At 50.3% G+C, this 21,730-nt stretch carries 21 protein-coding genes and 1 other RNA gene; 6 read left to right on the top strand and 16 right to left on the bottom strand.

What is annotated here, in order from left to right; genetic code table 11:
- Window positions 1–4: 4 nt before the first annotated feature.
- Together PO881_RS14495 and PO881_RS14490 are read right to left on the bottom strand one after the other, a co-directional pair.
- Window positions 5–1,588 carry an arylsulfatase gene (locus PO881_RS14495; protein ID WP_280171983.1) on the bottom strand — a complete coding sequence of 528 codons (1,584 nt, stop codon included), beginning with the start codon at window positions 1,586–1,588 and terminating at the stop codon, window positions 5–7.
- Between the two features lie 107 nt (window positions 1,589–1,695).
- Window positions 1,696–2,877: an outer membrane protein transport protein gene (locus PO881_RS14490; RefSeq protein WP_280171982.1), complete on the bottom strand. Its 1,182-nt coding sequence runs from the start codon at window positions 2,875–2,877 to the stop codon at window positions 1,696–1,698.
- Between the two features lie 717 nt (window positions 2,878–3,594).
- On the opposite strand from PO881_RS14490, the gene PO881_RS14485 reads away from it, so the two are divergent.
- Complete coding sequence (locus tag PO881_RS14485) at window positions 3,595–3,861, top strand: YdgH/BhsA/McbA-like domain containing protein (protein ID WP_280171981.1); 267 nt, start codon at window positions 3,595–3,597, stop codon at window positions 3,859–3,861.
- A gap of 150 nt (window positions 3,862–4,011) precedes the next feature.
- Here the strand turns inward: PO881_RS14485 and PO881_RS14480 are convergent, their stop codons facing one another.
- From PO881_RS14480 to PO881_RS14460, 5 genes are all read right to left on the bottom strand, one after another.
- The gene (locus PO881_RS14480; RefSeq protein ID WP_280171980.1) at window positions 4,012–6,336 is read right to left on the bottom strand and encodes a phage/plasmid primase, P4 family; all 2,325 of its coding nucleotides are present in this window, start codon (window positions 6,334–6,336) and stop codon (window positions 4,012–4,014) included.
- Between the two features lie 14 nt (window positions 6,337–6,350).
- The gene (locus PO881_RS14475) at window positions 6,351–6,674 is read right to left on the bottom strand and encodes a DUF5375 domain-containing protein (RefSeq protein ID WP_280171979.1); all 324 of its coding nucleotides are present in this window, start codon (window positions 6,672–6,674) and stop codon (window positions 6,351–6,353) included.
- Window positions 6,671–6,895 (bottom strand): hypothetical protein, encoded by a 225-nt coding sequence (locus PO881_RS14470; protein ID WP_110867847.1) that lies wholly within the window; start codon window positions 6,893–6,895, stop codon window positions 6,671–6,673. The genes PO881_RS14475 and PO881_RS14470 overlap by 4 nt, the downstream gene beginning before the upstream one ends.
- Window positions 6,892–7,431, bottom strand: a complete 540-nt coding sequence (locus PO881_RS14465; protein ID WP_280171978.1) for a host cell division inhibitor Icd-like protein — start codon at window positions 7,429–7,431, stop codon at window positions 6,892–6,894. The genes PO881_RS14470 and PO881_RS14465 overlap by 4 nt, the downstream gene beginning before the upstream one ends.
- Window positions 7,432–7,649: 218 nt before the next feature.
- On the bottom strand, window positions 7,650–7,916 hold the full coding sequence (locus PO881_RS14460) for an AlpA family transcriptional regulator (RefSeq protein ID WP_280171977.1): 267 nt from the start codon (window positions 7,914–7,916) through the stop codon (window positions 7,650–7,652).
- Between the two features lie 629 nt (window positions 7,917–8,545).
- Here PO881_RS14460 and PO881_RS14455 point away from each other — a divergent pair.
- Complete coding sequence (locus PO881_RS14455) at window positions 8,546–8,815, top strand: ogr/Delta-like zinc finger family protein (RefSeq protein WP_280172905.1); 270 nt, start codon at window positions 8,546–8,548, stop codon at window positions 8,813–8,815.
- 343 nt (window positions 8,816–9,158) lie between these two features.
- Here the strand turns inward: PO881_RS14455 and PO881_RS14450 are convergent, their stop codons facing one another.
- From PO881_RS14450 to smpB, 4 genes are all read right to left on the bottom strand, one after another.
- Complete coding sequence (locus tag PO881_RS14450) at window positions 9,159–11,672, bottom strand: ATP-binding protein (RefSeq protein WP_280171976.1); 2,514 nt, start codon at window positions 11,670–11,672, stop codon at window positions 9,159–9,161.
- Window positions 11,673–12,869, bottom strand: coding sequence for an integrase domain-containing protein (locus tag PO881_RS14445; protein ID WP_280171975.1), 1,197 nt, complete (start codon window positions 12,867–12,869; stop codon window positions 11,673–11,675). It lies immediately after the preceding gene.
- Between the two features lie 181 nt (window positions 12,870–13,050).
- Window positions 13,051–13,413, bottom strand: a transfer-messenger RNA (tmRNA) gene (gene ssrA, locus PO881_RS14440).
- 44 nt (window positions 13,414–13,457) lie between these two features.
- Window positions 13,458–13,940: an SsrA-binding protein SmpB gene (gene smpB / locus PO881_RS14435; RefSeq protein WP_007886141.1), complete on the bottom strand. Its 483-nt coding sequence runs from the start codon at window positions 13,938–13,940 to the stop codon at window positions 13,458–13,460.
- A 159-nt stretch (window positions 13,941–14,099) separates the two neighbouring features.
- On the opposite strand from smpB, the gene PO881_RS14430 reads away from it, so the two are divergent.
- Window positions 14,100–14,534 (top strand): type II toxin-antitoxin system RatA family toxin, encoded by a 435-nt coding sequence (locus tag PO881_RS14430; RefSeq protein ID WP_008101549.1) that lies wholly within the window; start codon window positions 14,100–14,102, stop codon window positions 14,532–14,534.
- Window positions 14,527–14,817, top strand: a complete 291-nt coding sequence (locus PO881_RS14425; protein ID WP_110868282.1) for an RnfH family protein — start codon at window positions 14,527–14,529, stop codon at window positions 14,815–14,817. Before PO881_RS14430 ends, PO881_RS14425 begins: the two co-directional genes overlap by 8 nt.
- Before the next feature lie 54 nt (window positions 14,818–14,871).
- On the opposite strand, the gene bamE is transcribed toward PO881_RS14425, so the two are convergent.
- The 3 genes from bamE to nadK all read right to left on the bottom strand — a co-directional run bounded on the left by bamE (window position 14,872) and on the right by nadK (window position 18,032).
- Window positions 14,872–15,219, bottom strand: coding sequence for an outer membrane protein assembly factor BamE (bamE, locus tag PO881_RS14420; protein WP_101763449.1), 348 nt, complete (start codon window positions 15,217–15,219; stop codon window positions 14,872–14,874).
- Window positions 15,220–15,406: 187 nt separating this feature from the next.
- Window positions 15,407–17,068, bottom strand: coding sequence for a DNA repair protein RecN (gene recN / locus PO881_RS14415; RefSeq protein ID WP_280171974.1), 1,662 nt, complete (start codon window positions 17,066–17,068; stop codon window positions 15,407–15,409).
- A gap of 85 nt (window positions 17,069–17,153) precedes the next feature.
- Complete coding sequence (nadK, locus tag PO881_RS14410) at window positions 17,154–18,032, bottom strand: NAD(+) kinase (RefSeq protein WP_061718023.1); 879 nt, start codon at window positions 18,030–18,032, stop codon at window positions 17,154–17,156.
- Between the two features lie 122 nt (window positions 18,033–18,154).
- Between nadK and grpE the strand changes: the two genes are divergently transcribed.
- On the top strand, window positions 18,155–18,733 hold the full coding sequence (gene grpE / locus PO881_RS14405) for a nucleotide exchange factor GrpE (RefSeq protein WP_101763451.1): 579 nt from the start codon (window positions 18,155–18,157) through the stop codon (window positions 18,731–18,733).
- A 46-nt stretch (window positions 18,734–18,779) separates the two neighbouring features.
- Here the strand turns inward: grpE and ung are convergent, their stop codons facing one another.
- Window positions 18,780–19,457, bottom strand: a complete 678-nt coding sequence (gene ung / locus PO881_RS14400) for a uracil-DNA glycosylase (RefSeq protein WP_280171973.1) — start codon at window positions 19,455–19,457, stop codon at window positions 18,780–18,782.
- Window positions 19,458–19,722: 265 nt separating this feature from the next.
- Here ung and grcA point away from each other — a divergent pair, with 265 nt between their 5' ends.
- Complete coding sequence (gene grcA, locus PO881_RS14395; protein WP_008101535.1) at window positions 19,723–20,106, top strand: autonomous glycyl radical cofactor GrcA; 384 nt, start codon at window positions 19,723–19,725, stop codon at window positions 20,104–20,106.
- A gap of 186 nt (window positions 20,107–20,292) precedes the next feature.
- Here the strand turns inward: grcA and srmB are convergent, their stop codons facing one another.
- On the bottom strand, window positions 20,293–21,621 hold the full coding sequence (gene srmB / locus PO881_RS14390; protein ID WP_137386305.1) for an ATP-dependent RNA helicase SrmB: 1,329 nt from the start codon (window positions 21,619–21,621) through the stop codon (window positions 20,293–20,295).
- Window positions 21,622–21,730 lie beyond the last annotated feature (109 nt).

The raw sequence follows: 21,730 nt of genomic DNA, 5'->3' as shown, positions 1-21,730 counted from the left end.
AGCATCAGTTGGTGGCCGGACTGCCTTCCTCAATAAGTTTCGACACATCAGAGACGGTAAATGATCCCGGTTTCTGACGCGGCGGGAACTCTTTGAAGCTTTGCAGCATTTCAGTGGCGTATTTCTGCGCACCGCCCAGCAGGTACAAGCGATCATAGAACCAGTGGTTGTAATCCATACCGCTATCGCCTTTTTCAAGCGGGTCGATTTCCAGATTGAAAATCAACGGGATACGCATTTTGACAAACGGGTATTTCCACAAATCGAGCCCGGTATGTTCCTGAATCATGAAATGCGCCTTCCAGCGGCCGTAACGCATCGCCAGCAGATCCCCATCATCACTCCAGTAGAAGAACTCTTTGCGCGGGTCTTCCTGGGTTTTACCGGTCAAGTAGTCGAGTTGGTTATATCCGTCGAGATGGACCTTGTAGGTCATGGCGGTGGTTTTGTAGCCTTTCAGCAGTTGTTCCTTGATGTCCGGTACGCCGGCAGCAGCAACAAACGTTGGGAACCAGTCATTGCTGCCGAAAATATCGTTGATCATGGTGCCCGGCTTAATGTGTCCCGGCCATTTGACCATCGCCGGTACGCGGAATCCGCCCTCCCAGCCGGTGTTTTTCTCACCGCGGAACGGCGTCATACCCGCATCCGGCCAGGTGGCGATCATCGGACCGTTATCGGTGGTGTAAAGCACGATAGTGTTGTCTTCAATGCCAAGATCTTTAATTTTCTTCAGCACTTCACCCACGATTTTATCGTGCTCCACCATGCCGTCAGCATAATCGCCCAGCCCGGTTACACCTTTATCAGCGGCCTTGATGTGGGTTTTGTTATGCATGCGGGTGGTGTTGAACCAGGTAAAGAACGGCTTATTGGCTTTGACCTGACGCTCCATAAAGTCGTTGTTAGCCGCAAGGGTCTCTTCATCCACCGTTTCCATACGTTTGGTATTGAGCGGGCCGGTATCCTCAATTTTTCCATCTGCCGTAGATTTAATTACGCCGCGCGGACCGAACTGTTTCTTGAACTCAGGATCTTTTGGATAATCGGCATTCTCCGGCTCTTCTTCCGCATTCAGGTGATAGAGATTGCCCATAAACTCATCGAAACCGTGTGCGGTTGGCAGAAACTCATTACGGTCGCCGAGATGGTTTTTGCCGAACTGACCAGTGGCATAGCCCAGCTGTTTTAGCACGCTGGCGATGGTAGGATCTTCTTTCTGCAGTCCCTGCGGCGCGCCTGGCATACCGACTTTACTCATACCGGTGCGGAACGGCATCTGACCGGTGATAAATGAAGATCGTCCAGCGGTGGAACTCTGTTCAGCGTAATACGAGGTGAACTTCGCCCCTTCAGCGGCAATGCTGTCGATATTCGGTGTTTTATAGCCCATCGTTCCCTGATTGTAGGTACTGAGATTCCAGTAACCGATGTCATCTCCGAATATCACTACAATGTTGGGCTTTTGATTGTTCTGCTCCGGCGCCGTCGTGGTATTGCTGGCCGGGGCTGCATAAGCGCTGGTCGCACAGCAGGCGACAGACAACATCGAGGCGAGCAGCGATTTGCAAAATGGCACTTTTGACATTTCTGTGCTCCAGATAAGTGGACTCTCGTAGGAAAGGCATAGGTATCGCCCGCCCGGTCAAATCGTTCGACAGTAAGTTATGTGATGCGCCTCCTTAGTTGGCCGGGTCAGAAAGTCCGGCTGTAGTTGATGCCAAAGAAATAGAGAGCAGGATTGTCATAGCGTCCTTTGACCAGCGGCGATGCGACCTGTGACGAGTCAATGTGCGCGTATTCGAAGGCGGCGCCGATGCTGCTGTCAGGATCGAGTTGGTAACGCGCACCAACGCCCCAGCGCCAGGTATCGCCAGACGGCATCGTCAGAGAGGTATCCTGCTGGTTGCGGTAGAAGCTGCTGTCAAAGGCAACGCCGGTGTTTAACGTCCAGTCAGCAGAGAGTTTGAACTGGGTGCCGAGTGCGAGGTGCCAGGTATCACGCAGACGCCCGTTGTCGCCCACCTGATTGCCTGCCACGGTAATTTCGCTGTTGCTGTAATCACTCCAGTCTTGCCATCCCGCATCCCCCATAACAGCCCAGCGATCGTTCAACTGATGGAAAACGCTGAGCATGATTTGTTGGGGCGTATTGACGGTGGCTGCGATAGGCAACGTCCAGGAAGGAGAGTTATTCAGCTGGTCAAGACGGACCGTGTTGTTAACGTTGAAGTGATAATTGGTCCGGCTGCTATAGGTTAATCCGGCACGCGTTTGTGGGGTTAACTGCCATAACGCACCTATTTTGCCGTTGAGCGCCCAGTCATGATCGGATAGCTCATCGCCTCGGGCGCGCTTGATTTTCAGCAGGCCATAGTTGATGCCAACTCCCGCACCGAGAGAGAAGGCATCATTGATTTGCCAGGCCAGCGCGGGCATCAGCGTTACGGCCAGCAGCGTGCTGTCTTTAATCAGGTTGTCACCAGCCCAGTCACCGAAATGCAGGCCAAGTCCGTAGTTGCCATAAAATCCAACTCCGGCGCTGAAGGTTGGGCTGATACGTTGCGTGTAGAAAGCGCTGCCACCGGGAAACCAGCCAATGACATTCCCAGGGCTGTTACCGCTCAGTTGTGCATCGTCGTCCAGTCGGTAAGGCGCGTCGCCATATAATGCCTGCGCACCCAAAGTGAGCATTTTATCTGGCAACAGGGTCATGCCAGCAGGATTGGTAAAAAGCGTTGAGGCATCCTGCGCACGCGCCGCCTGACCTGCACCGGCAAGGCCTATATCATCAGTACCAATTTCATATAGATAAAGTCCACTCGCGCATGCAGAAGAAAGATTAAATAAAAAGGCCAGGGCTATTATTTTGCGCATGGAACTCTCTCTTAAACAGGGTTAAGAACATCCGGTCACATTAATCCATTAGTATTTCAACAATCCTCATGCCACTTAACTCAAGACTGCTCGTGGTATAGAAAGAAAATTGAATTATCTCTGGTAGCAAAATAAGAATCACCCGAAGCGGGGGAAGAGGTCGGGCATTATGAGAATTAAACATAACCCGAGGATAAGACGGTTTTATTTACATTTTGATATTTAACTTAGCCAAAGTTTGAATTTCAGCAACATGAATGTAAGGAATTAGTAAGTCGACTCGCAAATTTTTTGATGAAAATCAAATTTACACACTGATGAATGAGGTTAGTGGTAAATGCATCTTATTTCATTGAATCACAAAGGCTTTAAAATAGGAGGGGATCACTTTATAAATACATTGCTATAAAATTAAAATCATTGGAATCAAGGGGCTGTCGATCTGGTGTTCAATGGGTTTTTTTTCGGAATTTCGCCAATAAGATTATTCCTATTGGCGAAGGGTGGGTTTTAGAAAATTTAAAATGAAGAGGTTTTCCAAACCTTAACCACCATCCATGTATGGTGGGCTCTCAAGTCAGGCTATAAAACTCACATTCAGCATTAGAAGCGCCAGTTGGGTATTAATATTTTAATTATTTGCTTTTAACGGAATCCAGGCTAATCATTTTAGGGCGGTTAAAGAAGTCTGATATTTCAAATCACAAGGGTGAAATAATGAAAAAGATTTCGGTAAGTTTGATAGCTCTGGCCTTAACAACTGTGGTGTGTTCATCAGCTTTTGCTGCTAAGGAAATCACAAAAGAGGAAGCAAAGCAGTATGAGAAGGTAGGCGAAGTCAGCACGACAAAAGAATACACTGCGCCATCAGATGCTATGAAAGATATTTCACAGAAAGCAGATGAGTTAGGTGGCAAGTATTTCGTCATTACTTCTGGTAATGAAGGCGACAAAATTCGTGGCACTGCGACCGTTTATAAATAGTATTTTGTGATGCCCTGGAATACAGGGCATTATCTCTATTGTGAAAGACTTGGTGTGGTTATGAATTCATGACTACGGAAAGTTTAGCGTAGTACGTAGCAACCTTGCTTTAAAAAAACCGGCTTTCGCCGGTTCCGTTTATTCAGCTAATTAGGCGACGTCACACTTTGGTAACCAGTCGCTGCTGCTTTCCTCAGTCAGATCGAGATTGGTCTGCATCCCCAGCTTCGTGCGCCGCTTCAGATAATGATGCCCGTACTCACGCATAATGCTCTCCAGCGACAGACTGAACATCTTCATGCTGAGTGGATTCCTGTAGCCGTTCGCCTCCATGTAAGCCAGATAGGCGTGATAGAGATAACGTCTCGGCTGTAAGGGCCTGATGCTGGCGTTCCCCATGTAAAGCGAAGTAGGTTCCGGCGTGGTGAACAGATAGCCGCAGAAGTCCACCATCGGATCCGCGTCGCGCTTAATGCGCATCGCCTCATCGGAGTTCTGCTGCGACTGAAGCAACGCCCTTGCGTCCTGCGGCTGGCTGAACTGCTGCATCAGCTGGCGCACGATAACGGCCAGCTCGCCGCTGATTTTTTCCTTCAGCTGCGGATCGCGCTCGTTTGCCGGGATAATTTCCGGGAAGTGCAGAATAACCCGGCGGCGCGATACGCCGCCGCTGCGGTCGGTGAAGCGCATCGGATTGTTGTTTACCGCCAGAATCACCGCCGGAATGTGCGTTGAGTAAGCATCGCGGTATTTCGGGTCCACGGATACCGCGTCGCCGCCGGTGATCGCCTTGATGCCCGCGCCGTCGCCGCTCCACTTCTCCTGGTCGGGCAGAATTATCAGCGAGAAGCCAATCACCGCCGCACGCTCGCGCGATGACTCCAGCGTCTCGATGGTCGCGGACGTGGTGTTGTCCGTTCCGGCCAGCATGGTGGCGATTTCGGCCATGATACTTTTACCGCTGCCGCCGGGGCCCGTCACCTCCAGAAACAGCTGCCAGTCGTAGCGGTTCGCCAGCACCATAAACAGCGCGGCGAGAATAATATCGCGCTTTGCCGCGTCGCGTCCGGCGGCGCGGTCCAGCCACTGCCAGAAGTGCGGCGCGTGGGCCGCCAGCGTCTCGCCTTTAACCGGCGGGGTAAAGTCCACTTCGCTGACCGTGCGCAGCCAGAAGCGTTTGCTGTGCGGGCTGAAGCTGCCGGTACGGGTGTCCAGTACGCCGTTGCGGAAACCTATCAGGCGGCGCGCCGGGTCGGACTGCTGCGGCAGCATCAGCTTCAGCGTATCCACCACGCCTGAAATCTTGCCCGCCGAGAACGGCGCGCGCAGCCGCTGGAATAATTTCGCCACGTCGCGCTCAAACTGCTTCCCGGAAATGACCTTCCACGCGCCCGCCCTGTAGCGTGACAGGATTTCGCCGCTGGCATCCACCGCAAGCGCATTACGATAGTGCTCAGCAACGCGCTCCGCTTTTTCGCTGGCGCTCATCGCCGAAAACTCCGCTTCGCTCATCACGTCAAACGGGCTGGCGGTGGCGGGTGCGGCGGCCTCAGCAAGCGCCTGCTTCGTCGGGACGTCGCCGAGCTGCACAAAGGCGTCGTTCCAGTCGCCGAACACGGGCGGCAGCGCGACGACGGCGTTACTGGCATCGGCGGCCTTCTTCGCCTTATCCTGACCGTTGCCGTTAAGGTCGCGGTCGGCGGCTATCATCAGCTGCAGCGTGGCGTGCTTTTCCCGGGCAAGGCCAGCCAGAGAAAGGAGGTTGCCCGATGAGAGCGCAACCCACACCTCATCACCGGTCAGGTTGTGCACCGTCAGGCCGGTCGCGTAGCCCTCTGCAAGCCAGATGCGCTTTGCAGGCTTAGCGCTGCTGAGAACGTGGCAGGCGCCTTTCACCTGGCCGCCCTTGAGCGTGCGCTTCTCTCCGCTGGCATTGATAAGCTGTACGTTAACCAGCTGGCCGCTCATGTCGTGCAGGGGCACAACTAAATCGCCGGTACGGTAGGTCGTTAACGCCACCTTATGCGCCTTCGAAAGCGTAAGGCACGCCTGCTCTGGCAGGCCTTTACGGGACAGATAAGCGTTGCCCGCCGTTTCCTTTGCCGTGCTGACCAGCTGATGCGCCAGTGTAGACGCTGCGGCGCGTGATGCCTCGTCCGTTTCGGGACCGGCTGCCGCACTGATGCCGGCAGCCACCGGCGGCAGGTTGCCGGTCAGGTCGTTTACGCGCGCGGCGGCCTCTAAGAACGTAATGCTGAGCGCCTTTTTCACCAGGTCCATGCCGTCACCGGCTCCGCACTGATTACAAATCCACGTGCCGCGCCCGTCTATATCTTCGAAGCGAAAGCGGTCCGTTCCCTGACAGACCGGGCACGGCATGTGGCGGTTTTTGATTACCTTCACGCCCAGCGCGGGGAGTATGCGGGGCCAGTGGCCCCGGGCTGCGGTGGCCGCCTCTGATACGGTCATTTTCATCGTTCTGTTCTCCCTCAGTGCAGCACCGGCGCGTCTGTCATGCGCCCGCAGAGTTCATCCATCATCACCTGGCCGAGAAAGCTCAGGCGCGGGGCCGACTTCAGCGGCCCGGAGGACAGCAGGTCATCCAGCAGCGCGCAGGCAATTTCCTGCCCGCGCTGGCGCCCGTGCTGGCGCAGGTAAAAGCCCTCCAGCTCGGTTTCGATGACGTGCTCAAGGCGCGTCAGCGTCAGGCCGGGGTAGCGCTTCTGTTCATGGCAGATTGTCAGCCACGCGCAGGCGACGGCGCGGCGTGAAAGCGCGGCGCGCAGTTCAGGCGAAAGGGTGCGGTTTTTCATGATTCAGCCTCCGCGTTCATCCAGTTGTTCTGGCAGCGCGTCACCACGTCATCCAGCTGCTCGGTGATGAGAAAGACCAGCGAAGCCAGCTGCGCGCGCTGAGCGGGCTGCGGCAGTTCGTGGCACTCCTGAAAGGCGGTCATATCGCTGACGAAGCGCCCGGCGTTGCGGAGATGTTCAAGGCGTACCAGGTCGGCGTGAGAAATCGTGGCGTGAGTCATGCGCGCACCTCCCGGACCGGCAGGCGTGCGGCAAAGGACAGCACGTAGTCGCGGGCCAGCGAAAGGCGTGCGGCACGCTCATCGGCGGCAACGGTGCGGAGCATATGAATATGCTGCTGGCGCTCGCAGCGGCGGACGGCGGCAAAGACGAAAACAAACTGAGGGTATGGGGAATTAAGGACCGTAGCCATGATGGCAGTCTCCAATGTTAGTAGCGTACAGCTACCACCGGAAACGCCAATTTCACTGGTGGTAGCCCAGACGGGGTTGGCGTAACCGGCAACATTGGAAACCGGCGCTTCGTGAGAAGCCCCCGCCTGAGCCACCATTACGCGGAAGGTACAACGGATACAGAACCGTCGCCCGGAAAATGGGTGCATCAAGGCACAGACACAAAAAAAGACGCAAGGCGCGTCTGGTGTCGCCAACGTTATATTCAGGACGCCAATCCCGGCTGCCGATTTTGCGACAGCGGAATTACTGTACCAGGGAATGGCCCCGGCGCGCAAGCCGGAGGCAGGAGTTAAAAGTGACATCAGGCAACCTCAGAAGCTGGCGGGATGAATCTCGCCACGGGAAACAGTCCGGATACCGGAGGCCGGGACGCCTGTGCTTAGCAGGCTTAAGGCTGGCTGCGTTGTTCCGGAATGCTGCGTCTGTAGCGGTTTACCCTTCCCGGCGCCAGTCGCATGCACAGGCGGCATTGTAAGCGCGACAAAGGGTTGGCGTGATTTACCTGCAAGGTTTAAAAACCTCATGCGGTGCGCTCCTGACCGCGTGCTGCAATGCGATCACTCATCCAGACGCTGATTTCGCTGGCGAGCCATGCCACGTTCTTGCCGCCAAGCGACACCTGCGCCGGGAAGGCGTTACGGCTGATAAGGTCGTAAATGGTGGAGCGGGACAGGCCGCAGACATGCATGACTTCCGGCAGTCGCAGGAAGCGGTCGTTCAGCGCCGGGTTTGACGGTAAAGCCGGGGCCGCAGGAGCGGAGGAGTTTGCGGATAATACGGTGTGCATGAGCTACCTCTTATTGAGTCCGTGGTGATACGGACGGATACGTCCGGAGTCGGGTAGCTCTTTATTCTCAGCATATTTACTGCCAAAGCAACAAGGCGAAATGGTGTTGTAGCTGGCACAAATGGGTGAAAAATAACCGCCTCTTTTTCACACAGGTAAATAGTGGTCAATATAGACCAATAGTGCCGAGATGAATTATGCAAGTCGCTTTTAATGATTAATTCTTGTTGAATCAATCGAAATAAACACTCGAAAAGGTTTATCTGCATAAAAAGCTAGGTGAAGCATGGTGAACACTGGGTGAAGGGATAACCCTTAATTGTTCACCCTTTAATATACTGTATTTACTCTCTTTTTTATTGAGGTGAAGAATGGTGAAGGATATATATAAACATAAAAGTTGAACAAGGAGCCAGTATGTCACCTTGCCGCCAGCCAGATGAAGGTCATTGTGTCGGGGCCATCACACAACGCCATCCGATAGCTCGACTGTGCCAGCAACGGCACAATGCATTCACCGGAGCCGCCATTGGCTCTCCCCCTACAAAGAAAGCTAACGATAACGGATTTTATAAACCGTTAACTCCGGCCTGGACGGGGACTGGCGCTAAACAGAAGGATAAAACGTGATGGCAATGAAATGCCCTGAATGCAGCATGACCGCACACACGCGTACCAGCGAATATCAGACAGGTACGTTAAAAAAGACGTGGTATAAGTGTCGTAATATCGACTGTTCCTGCACGTTCACAACGCTGGAGAGCCTGGACACCATTATCATGAAACCGCAGAAGGTAACTGAAGACGTCCCTGAGAAAGAATCACCGCCACCACGGCAGACGCTGAACCGTTATGGATCAGCCAGCAGACTATCGAACCGCCAGAACGCCCCCGGCTGAGTTTTATCAGCCACACTTTACCGGCCATCGTGCCGGTTTTTTTCATCTCTTTTCTCTGGCAAGCCTGATTCGCATGAGTGCATGCCTATGCTGCATGAAAACGCATGAATAAATGCAGCTGAGTTTATGCAATTCAGGCCAGCAGTGGCGCGGCCTGAAGGGACTCATGCAGCCGCATGAAAACCGCTACATAAAGCGGGCAGGCGTGGCGGGGGTACGAGCGCGCGCAGGAAGGTCAGGTGTGTGAAAAATAGTTAGTATTTGATTTTAAGATAAGAGCATTTTTAAACTGCCCTCAAAAGCTCACGGGAACGCGTGGGTTAACCCACGCGCGTGGTAGAGCCTAAAATTTTTCAGTTGTATCAAAAAGTAAATCATTTAATGCAGGGATCGGTTTTCTTAATTCCATGATTGATCTATTAAATCTCTCTTTCATTCTAATTACGTGTAATTTTGATTTTTGATTTCTAGCTTCCGATTCTGCTTCTAAAATACATTTGTGAGTGTTTTTAAATACAAAAGCTCTAATGTCTCCATGCGAAATAAGCTTTATCATGTAATCGAAAGAGGCAGCCCAGCCGATCGAAGAGTCATTCTCAAGTATATTCCATATAAGATTATGTATTTCATTCGACTCGGATTTGTGAATATCTCTATTGCTATTGTGTGAGTCCTTAATAGCGCGAGATAGATATGTGCTGGCTTCAATAAGGTCATTTACCTTATCTGCGCCTCGCCTCAAAGAAGAACGAAATGCTAGGCTTTTAGCTAAATAATAGCACCATTTATATTCTTTGAATTTGTTTTTACTTAAAGCGAGCTTTGAAACTTCTATTTCACCAGTAGTTGAGGACATTGAGCTTTCGCAATTATACCAAAAGTCGAATAGTATTTCTTTGTCCTGACCATTGTCATAAGACTCTCTTAATAACTTCCTCGCTTCTTCATAATTTGGTTTGTCGCATTCCAAAATACATCGCGCATGTGCGAGGAGCAAATCAGGGTTTTTAGGTTGTCTTTGCAGTTCATTTGTAATTGTACTAATTGCTTCAGATTCACGTTTTGATTTCATCAAAGCTAAAGCTTGACTAATTGCTAGTCCAATACGTTTAACATTACCCTTTCTAGCTGATGTGTTTATACCTCGCCGTGAATTCGTAATATCCCTTTTTAATTTTAAGTAGTCTGTAGATAATTCGCTTTGTATTCCATTTATCAAAAGCTTGGTTGTATTAGAAATGGAGAAGCGATCTTCATTATCAATGAACTTTGGTGCATTAACTAAGAAAAGAGACTGTAGCTGTTGTAAGGCATCATTGAGCTTTATTTTTGCAAATCCACAAGCTTGTTCAAGTTCGGATTTTGAGCAGCTATCGAAATAGAAAATACATAATATAACTTTCTTAGCATCAAAATCTAAACTCATTATTTCTCTTAACAGCGCAGCGTTACGGGCATCTTCTCCGGCTTGGCCTTTCCATTCTAAAACTGCCGATTCAAAATTATCACCCAATTTACAAAGTCTGAGGATGGATTGCGTGAGTAGCGGAGATCCATCAGTAGCATTATAGATAAGTTCAATTTGTTTAGGTTTTGGAATGTTAAGTTTATATTTCTCAGATGATGACTTAATAAAATCATCATAATCTTTTCTCTCTAATCCTGTAATTGGAATGCAAGAATCATCTGAGTAGGAGAATCGATTGCGTGTGGTTATCAAGAATCGTATGTTATTCTGACCAAATTGTCGGCAAGCATCAACAATTAGTAGTTGATCGTTGTTTTGTAATGAATCGACGTTATCAACAATTATTAGACTTGGAAATACAGGTAAAGCAGCTCTAAGTTTTGTTTTTATTCCTTGAGTTGATGTGTTCTCTAAATCTTCAGTATCTAAAGCACAATAATCTGAAAGAGTAAGCAGGAAACTATTAAAGTCGTAAAAATCAGCTTGTCTTAAATCAAAATAGTCATTGCTAATGCCAGAAAATTGTTTCTCTTTAGCGCTAAGCCATACAATTCTCTCAAAACCAAAAGGTGGTGATTCAATGAACTCTTGACAAAATTTATAAGCTAAAGAAGTTTTTCCTTTACCCCCATCTCCTGCAAGTATTTTAGTGTATTCAAATGGATCTGATAACCATTCCCATAAGAGTGATAAGAAATTTTTACGTCCAAAAAAATCAGCACATATCATTTTCTTATCGGGAAGATTATGCTCAAGGCTAATATTTATTTTATTAACATTAGTAAAGATTAAATTTCTATCTGAGAAAAGAAATTGCCAATCTTCAGATAACGTTGCTTTTTTACATTCGTCGAGTTTTCTTAAAAACACATCACCCTCGCAAAATTCTAGCTTTGCAGAGTTATCAGTTTTATTTTTTTTTGCATTTTTAATGAATTTTGCGGGGGTGCCAATCTCTTTAGTTCGTTGTGGGATGTGTATCGCGGTAATTATAAAGCTCTGATTGTCATATGTAATTGTTGCCGCGCTAACGGTTATATCAATTGCAATGTCAAGGTTGTTATTTAATAATGTGCGTAGCTGTGCGGGGTTAACTTTATTTGAATCAAAGCTTACGGGCTTAAATTCACGATCCTTGATAGTTTCCTCAATTCCATATATTATGTACCCACCGTAGCTATTATAAAAGCTACTAATTTGCTTAATTACCTTGGAAAGAGATGTATCGTCAGAGTTGAGCTCATATTTAAAATCCCATAAAGCAGATTCTTTCCCTATAATCTCCCCATCTACATACAGGTATTTTAACAGCTCTTCGGCACAGGCACCTTGGATAATGCATTGATAAACGAACTTTTTAACTTCATTAACTCTATGCTTGTAATCCATCTAATTTCCTTTTTGATCTATAAAATTACCCCACCACTCCATCAATTTCTTTCTATGGCTGAGGTATGTAGAGCGATTATATGCACGGCGTACTTCGTTCTTATCACAATGCGCAAGTGCCGCCTCAATAATATCTGAATTGAAACCATTTTCGTTCATTGCTGTACTGGCGATAGCTCGGAAACCATGAGCTACTAATTTCCCACCAAATCCAATTCTCTTCAAAGCAGCATTTGCAGTCTGACTATTCATCGGTTTTTTTGGGTCATTTCTACTTGGAAATATAAACTCCCTATGAGAACTAATATTTTTCATTATTTCCAATATTTTCATAGCCTGGGAAGATAGCGGTACTACATGTGCTCTTCTGGCTTTCATACGCTCCATAGGAATTTCCCACAAATTTTCGTCGAAATCAATCTCTGACCAGCGGGCACCTGAAGCTTCAGAAGGGCGTACAACGGTTAATAACTGCCATTTAATAAGGCAGCGAGTAGAGATAGAAAGACCTGACGAATGAATGCATTGTAAGAGCATAGGTAGTTCTTCTGGGCGTAACGTGGGTAAATGCTTTTTTTTTGGCTTTTCAAAAGCCATACCAACTCCAGATGCTGGATTGGCATCAATTAAACCGGTATTAACAGCATATGTCATTATTTCGTTGATACGTTGCACCAATCTACGAACCGTCTCCAGTGCTCCGCGCGCCTTAATCGGCTCAAGAGCCTCAACTAACATTCTGGCTTTTATTTGTTGGACTGGGATATACCCGACCGCAGGGAACATATCTTTTTCCAAAGAACGCCAAATGTCTTTTGCGTAGTCAGGCGTGACGCTTTTACTTTTGAGCTGGAACCAATTAGCGGCCACTGTTGAGAAAATGCTATCTAAAGCAATTTGTTGCTGTTCCACTGCAACCTCTGCTTGTACTTGCGGATCGATCCCGTTGGCTAAGAGGGCAAGATAGTCTGCTCTCAAGCTGCGGGCATTCGTAAGTGAAAGAGCAGGGAAGGCCCCTAATCCGATCATTGTCCGTTGTTTCGTGACTGGACGTTGATAGCGGAAGCGCCAAAGCTTTTTGCCACTGGTTTTAATTACCAAAAAAAGCCCGTCGCCATCATGCAGAGTCATATCCTTATCATCTGCTTTGGCGCGTAGCACTTCTGTGTTGGTTAATGGACGCGTAGTCCTTGCCATGTCTATATTTCCTGCATGAATTGGTATACATAATTGGCATACATTCTAGCGTATACCAATTATCACCGGATTCAGGCGGATCGTCTCGGAAGGTTACAGACACAAAAAAGCCCGCAAGGCTTGTGCCGTGCGGGCTTCTAGGACTTCTACGGATGACTCTGGAATCATCTTCGAAGGATTTTGGTGGAGCTGGCGGGAGTTGAACCCGCGTCCGAAATTACTACACCGTCGGCACTACATGCTTAGTCAGTCTTTACATTCGCCGGCCAGCTGCGGACAGACACGCCACTGACAAACTAGCCTGATTAGATTTAGTGCTTCAACCCCAGGCAAGGCATCCACACGATCTCTTTTGGGTTTGACCTCTCTTGATCCCCGTCTTAAGAGCGGAAGCTAGGGAGGGAGGGCTTCAAAGCAGGTTATTAAGCTGCTAAAGCGTAGTTTTCGTCGTTTGCGACTATTTTTTTGCGGCTTTTTACGAGGCAAACCGCCCCTCGGCATGCTCCTAAGGCTTCACAATCCCGTCGAGTCCAGAATCAGCCCCAAGAAATTTCAATACTACAGACAAGTGACGCCAAAATCCAGCGCTTAACGCTTTGAATTCTTCATAATACGCGCTTTGTCCATCTTCCATTCGCGTTCTTTCACGTCGTCACGCTTGTCGTGCTCTTTCTTACCGCGCGCCACACCGATTTTCAGTTTGGCCCAGGCATTTTTCCAGTACATCGACAGCGCAACCACGGTAAAACCTTCGCGGTTGACGCGACCGTACAGCGAATCGAGTTCACGTTGTTTCAGCAGCAGCTTGCGGCTTCTCGTGGGATCACACACCACATGCGTTGAAGCAACCGCTAGCGGCTGGAAAGTAGAGCCGAACAGGTAAGCTTCACCATCGCGCAACAGAATGTAGCTATCGCTGATGTTAGCCTTACCGGCACGGAGTGATTTGACTTCCCATCCTTGCAACGACATACCCGCCTCGAACTCTTCTTCAATGAAGTATTCATGGCGTGCGCGTTTATTGAGGGCAATAGTGGCTGAACCGGGTTTGTTAACTTTTTTCTTTGTCATAGTGCGGCGTAGTCTACATCACTCAGTTTATGGGCGCATCCCCTGTCCTGCAGGGCGGTAAAAAACACTCCATTTTAGCACAGCAAGCAAAGCCGTGAATTTTTGTTTGGTGACTGAAAATGGTATTATTCAATGGTTTTGTGATGAACAGGAACCATTATGGCCCAGATTAGTCGTTCAGCGCTGGTCCCTTATAGCGCTGAACAGATGTACCGTCTTGTGAATGACGTGGATGCTTATCCTCAGTTTCTGCCGGGCTGCACCGGCAGTCGCGTGCTGGATAACAGCGGAGATCAAATGACCGCGGCCGTTGATGTCTCGAAAGCGGGCATCAGTAAAACTTTCACCACGCGCAACACGCTGATCAGCAACCAAAGCATATTGATGCAGTTGGTTGATGGCCCGTTTCGTAAATTGACCGGCGGCTGGCATTTCACTTCATTAGGGGATGATGCCTGCAAGGTTGAGTTGAACCTCGATTTTGAGTTCACCAATATGCTGGTAGAAATGGCGTTCGGCCGCATCTTTAAAGAGCTGGCAAATAGCATGGTGCAGGCGTTCAGTCAGCGCGCAAAAGAGGTTTATCGTGCCTGATATCAGCGTGGAAGTGGTTTACGCACTGCCAGACAAGCAGTATATGCGTGCCGTAACGCTTGAAGAAGGCGCAACCGTTGAGCAAGCGATCAAGGCTTCGGGGTTGCTGTCACTGCGTAAAGATATTGACCTGAACTCGAATAAGGTTGGGATTTATAGCCGCCCGGTAAAATTGGGTGATGCCGTCCAGGATGGTGATCGCATTGAGATCTATCGTCCGCTGATTGCCGACCCGAAAGAGTTACGGCGTCAACGCGCAGAGCGGTCAGCTGAGAAGAAATAGTCGGAATGTAAAAACGAAAAAAGGCGCTTAAGCGCCTTTTTTATTGCCGTTCACTTAGCCTTCTTTGCCTGAGAGCTTCGGCTTATTGTCGATGTTAGTCAGTGTTCCGTTGCTGTCAAAGGTCAGCGTCAGCGTTTGCTGTTTCACACCTTCATGGCCTGGTTCCTGGCGGAACACGTAATACCAAACGTTGCTGCCAAACGGATCGCGCATCATCGGCGTACCGAGCGTGTAGGCAACCTGCTGCTGCGTCATGCCGTTGTGAATTTTCGACACATCGTTGGCGACCAGGTAATTCCCCTGATTGATATCCGGACGATACACAACGCGCTCAAGGGTGGAACATCCAGCGGTCATCATCAACATTACTACTGCCGCGGCAGTCAGCGTTTTACAGCGCATCTATACATTCCTTTTCTGGGGCCAAACGCCTTTCAGCAGGCTATTTTTTTGCCATCAAATTCTGAACTCTGCCTGCGGCAGGCTTTATTACTCAGACGACATAACTGCCGATGATAATAAACCTTTTCGCTATTTGAAACCTCTACAGAGCAAGCATATGACCACCAGCCGGGAAAAAAGTGCGGTATCAGGCGGCTAAAAGTTCTTTAGCGTTGGCCAGCGTGTTGCGCGTCACCTCGCTGCCGCCCAGCAAACGCGCCAACTCTTGCAGACGCGCGCGTTTATCCAGCGGCTGCATATGCGTTTCTGTCATCGCACCATCGGTCTCTTTGCTGACGTAAAAGTGCTGATGACCGCAGCCGGCAACCTGCGGCAGGTGCGTGACACACATAACCTGTGTTGACTCGCCCAGCTGACGCAGCATTTGGCCGACAACAGCGGCGGTTGGGCCGCTGATGCCAACATCTACTTCATCGAAGATCATTGCCGGTGTTTCCATTTTCTGTGCGGTAATCACCTGAATCGCCAGAGCGATACGCGACAGCTCACCGCCGGAAGCCACTTTGCCCAGCGGCTGGAGCGGCTGGCCTGGGTTCGTCGTAACGCGGAAATCAATGCGCGTTGCGCCATCTGCGGTGAGTTGATCGGCATTGAACTCCAGCACAATGGCAAACTGGCCGTGCGGCATTGCCAGCGTGCGCATGCTTTGCGTAATCAGCTGGCTCAATTCTTGAGCGGAATGCTCGCGCAGTTGATGCAGATTTTCAGCGCTGACTAACGCGGCTTTGTGGTGGGCGACAACTTCAGACTGCAAAGTTTCCTGATCGCTCTCTTGTTGCGAAAGCAATTCCGCTTCATCCAGTAGCTGCTGATAAAGCACCGGCAAGGTTTCAGGTACGACATGGTGCTTACGTGCCAATGCAATCTGCCGTGACAGACGTTGCTCCAGCTCATGCAGGCGATTGGGATCGAGATCCAGACGTTCGCAGTAGTGACGCAGTTCATCGCTGGCTTCACTGAGTTGAATCGCGGCTTCCTCCAGCAGATTGAACACGCCGCTGACTTTATTATCCAGCGTCACCAGTTCGCCCAGCATGTGACGAGCGCTATAAAGAAGGCTCTGCAGGTTGGTGTCATCCCCATCGGCGAGAATTTGCAGCGCTTGCTGGCTGGTGGACAGCAACTGGCCGCTGTTCGCCAGGCGTTTGTACTCTTCATCAATCTGTTCAAATTCGCCCAGCTGCGGGGCAAATTCATTGAGTTCTTTCAACTGATACTGCAGTAGCTCGCGACGGGATTCACGCTCTTGCGAAAGCTGCTGATGTTGTGCCAGCGCACGGCAACTCTGATGCCAGCGCTGATAGTGCTGGCGCATTTCAGACAGCAAATCATCGTGGGCTGCATACGCATCCAGCAGATGTTTTTGGTGATCGGATTTGAGCAGCAACTGGTGAGCATGCTGGCCGTGAATCTGAATCAGCAACTGGCCCAGTTCACGCAACTGCGACAGCGGCACCGATGTGCCGTTGATAAAGCCACGCGAACGACCATCCGCGCTAATCACACGCCGCAGCAGACACTCATTGCCTTCATCCAGCTGATTCTCCACCAGCCAGCGTTGTGCGGAAGGCGAAGCTTTGAGCTGGAAACGGGCGCAGATATCAGCACGACTGGCACCCTGACGCACCATATCTGCCTCAGCGCGGCCGCCCAGACACAGGCCCAACGCATCGATGGCGATAGATTTACCTGCGCCGGTTTCACCCGTGATCGCCGTCATACCACGATGAAAGTCGATCTCCAGTTCACGAACGATAGCAAAGTTACTGATGGTCAATTGTGCCAGCATAGAATCACCTGTATGTAAAAACAGATATGGTTTTACGTACAGTATATCCTGGTTTTTTATACAGTAAAGTAGTCAGCGCTGATTTTCAGAACAATTTTTTAGACCAGCCCAGCTTTGAACTTAAGGTATTAAAATAGTTGTAATTTTTAGGATGGATAAGATTGAGATGATTGGCGCTACGGCGGATCAGGACATCTTCACCTTCCTGAATTGGCAAGGCAATCTGGCTGTCGCAACTGATCTCAAGATCGCTGCGCAGGGAAGAAAAACGCAGGCGGATGGTGCTGCTGCTGTTGATTACCAGCGGACGCGCAGAAAGCGTGTGCGGGAACATGGGCACCAGCGTAATCGCATCCAGCGACGGCGTCAGAATAGGGCCGCCCGCCGAAAGCGAATAGGCGGTGGAGCCGGTCGGCGTGGAGATAATCAAACCATCGGAACGCTGTGAAAAGGCAAACACCTCATCAATATAGACTTCGAATTCAATCATATGCGCAACTTTACCGGGATGCAGCACCACTTCATTAATGGCACTACCAATGCGCGGCGAGCACGCTTCTTTGCACACCTGCGCCTCCAGCAAGAAGCGGCTTTCGACGAAGTAATCGCCCTGCAGCACATCGTCCAGCTGCTGTTGCGCATTGTCCGGATCGAGATCGGTGAGAAAACCGAGGTTGCCACGGTTGATGCCAATCACTTTGATGTCATAGCGCGCCAGCACACGGGCAGCACCAAGCATGTTGCCATCGCCACCAACCACGACAGCTAAATCAGCGCGTTGACCAATATCCGCAAGGCTGCCGGTTTGGGCATTTTTCAAATCCAGTTCGCGCGCAATCTGCTGCTCGACAATCACCTCATAACCCTTTGCCGTTAGCCAGCGCCAGAGCATTTCATGGGTGGTTAACGCAGTAGGATGGCGCGGATGGCCGACAATCCCGATGCAGTTAAAGTGTTTGTTCATTTAGCGCGAGTTCCTTATAAGCCAAAACGGCCAGGCAATGTGATGGGTTTACTTGAAACCGTCAAACTGATCCCCATAATAAGCCAACCAGCGAGATGAATGTGCAAAACGCGGAGAAATTCATGAGTAGTAAAGAACAGAACACCCCAAACGAGCAAGTCTCAGACGAAATTCAACAGGATCAGCAGCACGTGGACGCAGAGACAACCGCTGAGGTGGATCCGCGTGATGAGCGTATCGCGCAACTGGAAGCCGAGTTAGCCGTGTCGCAAACCGGCGTGCGTGATGCACAGCTGCGTGCGCAGGCGGAGATCGAAAATATTCGTCGCCGTACTGAAATGGACGTGGAAAAAGCGCATAAATTTGCGCTGGAGAAATTTGCCAACGAGCTGCTGCCCGTGATCGATAGCCTGGAGCGCGCGCTGGAAGTGGCAGACAAAGAGAACGCTGAACTGGCTTCGATGATCGAAGGTATCGAGCTGACGCTGAAGTCGCTGCTGGGCGCGGTGCGTAAGTTTGGCGTGGAAGTGGTGGGCGAAACCAATGTGCCATTCAATCCAGAGATCCATCAGGCGATGTCGATGATGGAATCAGAAGATATGGCGCCAAATCACGTGCTGATGGTGATGCAGCGCGGTTACACCCTCAATGGTCGCCTGCTGCGTCCGGCTATGGTGGCAGTGACCAAAGCCAAAGGCTAATCTGTCGCTGTAATAACAACGGCCGCTTAATGCGGCCGTTTGTTTATTAAGGCAACACCGGCATCCAGTCAATCGGTGACTGGCCCGATTGACTGAGCAGCGCATTCGCCTGCGAGAAGTGTTTACTGCCAAAAAAGCCACGATGCGCGGAGAGCGGAGAAGGGTGCGGCGCTTTCAATACATGATGACGTTGCGTATCAATGATGCTGCCTTTCTTCTGCGCATGCAAACCCCACAGCAAGAAAATTACCCCTTCGCGATGCTGATTGATGGCGCTGATGACGTTATCGGTAAAGGTTTCCCAGCCAAAGCGCGCGTGCGAATGCGCCTTACTGGCTTCCACCGTTAACACGGTGTTTAACAGCATCACGCCTTGTGTTGCCCAGCTTTCGAGAAAACCGTGCGTAGGACGCACAAAGCCAGGCATATCTTGCTCCAGCTCTTTGTACATATTCAGTAATGATGGCGGGATCGCCACGCCGGGCAGAACGGAAAAAGCCAGACCATGCGCCTGATTCGGGCCGTGATAGGGATCCTGCCCCAAAATCACCACTTTGATATCGCCCAGTTCGGTCAGCCGAAAGGCATTAAACACATCCTTCTGCGGCGGATACACCGTTACGCCGGCAGCGCGTTCATTGGCCACCGCTTTCAGCGTTTCCACGAAGTAAGGTTTCTCTTTCTCTTCAGCCAGCACGTCGTGCCAGGTCAGCTTCTCAGCCATCGTTGACTCCCTGCAAAATAGTGCGCCTAGCTTAACGTGTCGGACTCAACAGCAGAAGGATAAAAATAATTTGAATATTTACGTAAAATTTTAATTGGCGAAGTTGTTATGAATCAATTTGTTAGGTTTTCAGCGTGTAATCGTGACTGGACGAAATTGATACAGGTCAAAACGGCGCATTTCCTGCAGTGATATACCACAGCATTCCAAAACCTTATGAACCTCGCTGCCCAGTTGCGACAGCGTAAAGCCCTGGAGACCTACTATGATTACCGGTATTCAAATTACTCAGGCAAATAATCCACAGCTGTTGAACTCATTCTGGCTGCTGGACGATGATAAAGCCGAAGCGCGCTGCCTGTGCGCCAAAGGGGATTTCGCAGAAGATCAGGTTGTTGCTATCAGCGATCTCGGCGAAATCGCTTACCGCGAAATTCCACTTGAGCAGAAACCGCAGGTGCGCATCGAAGGTGGTCAGCACCTGAACGTTAACGTGCTGCGCCGCGAAACGCTGGAAGATGCCGTCAATCATCCGGAAAAATATCCGCAGTTGACCATTCGCGTATCCGGCTATGCCGTGCGCTTTAACGCGCTGACGCCAGAGCAGCAGCGTGACGTGATTACACGTACATTCACCGAAAGCCTGTAATTGCAGCGCTGACGAAAAGACACACAGCAATACAAGCCGCGCCAATGTTGATTGGCGCGGCTTTTTTTATCTGGCGAGTTTAAAAGAACGGTTCTTCAGGGCGGATGATAGCGAAAGCGCGTTTTCGCTACGCTTAAAACAAAAAAATCGCCTCAAAAGAGGCGATTAATTACAACGAGTGCTGTTTTATTCCGCACCAGACTTTGGTGCATCGCTACCGCTTGGCTTGCGGCGTTTACCCACATTTTTGGTATCGCGATGACGTTGTTTGACGCGCGGTTTCTCTTGTTCTTTCTCTTTACGCTCTTGACGCTTCGCAAGTGCTTTTTTCGACGGTTTTCCCGTCACTTTAGCACTTGGCGCACGGCTTTCTGGACGCAGCTCATCAATCACACGCGCTTTTAACGGCTCGTTGATGTAACGGGTGATTTTGCCCAGCAGCACGTGATCGTGCGCTTCAACCAGCGAGATCGCGGTACCTTTACGGCCCGCACGCGCGGTACGACCGATACGGTGCAGATAGGTATCTGCGGTGCGCGGCAAATCGTAGTTAATCACGTGCGAGATATCGTCGATGTCGATACCGCGCGCAGCAACGTCGGTGGCAATCATCACCTTTACGCGGCCATCATTCATACGCTTGATGGCTTCGTTACGGTTGACCTGCACCATTTCGCCTTCGAGATAGCTGGTGCGGATGCCCGCTTCATGAAGCCAGGTAACCAGCTCATGCAGGCGCTCACGTTTGCGCACAAATACAATGACGCGCGTGGCATCTGGCTGTTTCAACAGGTGAATCAGCAGCTTATTCTTATGCTCTAAATTATCGGCGCGGTAATACCATTGCTGGATTTTTTTGCGTTCGCTTTTGCTTGGGTCGGCCTCAATAAACACAGGCTCGTTGAGCAAACGCTCGGCGAAGTCTTTGATGTGCTCACCTTCCAGCGTCGCCGAGAACAGCAGCGTCTGTTTGCGCCAGCGGGTTTCTGCGGCGATGGTTTCGATGTCCTGCGCAAAGCCCATATCGAGCATGCGGTCAGCTTCATCGAGAATCAGCGTTTCTACGGCGCGGCAGTCAAAGTTCTCTTCTTTGATGTACTGCAGCAAACGGCCGGTGGTCGCGACGACGATGTCCTGGTTTTCGCTGAATACTTCGGCATGGTTCATATACGCCACGCCCCCGGTGATGGTGGCGATATCCAGATGCGTGTGTTTAGCCAACTCGCGCGCGTGATCGGCAACCTGCATCGCCAGTTCGCGCGTTGGGGTGATGATCAGAATGCGTGGTGGGCCTGATTTCTTACGCGGGAAATCGAGCAAATGCTGTAAAGCGGGCAGCAAAAACGCTGCAGTTTTCCCCGTCCCGGTTGGAGCCGAACCCAGAACGTCACGGCCTTCCAGCGCGGCAGGAATGGTCTCGGCCTGAATAACAGTAGGGCGAGTGAAGCCTTTTTCCTGCAAAGCTTGTAGCAGGCTTTCGTCGAGTTCGAGTTCGGAGAATGTGGTTACGGTCATGGTCTACCTCAGTTTGGGGCGCTGATTATAGACAGAACGAATATAATCTTCATCTGTTTGTGTAGGTATTACCGGCGCAGATGAATTCCCATCGCCACCACGTTACACT

The sequence above is a fragment of the Pantoea sp. SS70 genome (assembly GCF_029866845.1).
Classification (GTDB): Bacteria; Pseudomonadota; Gammaproteobacteria; order Enterobacterales; family Enterobacteriaceae; genus Pantoea; species Pantoea leporis.
The sequence above is the reverse complement of the archived record's forward strand: the minus strand, read 5'-3'. Positions and strand labels throughout refer to the sequence as shown.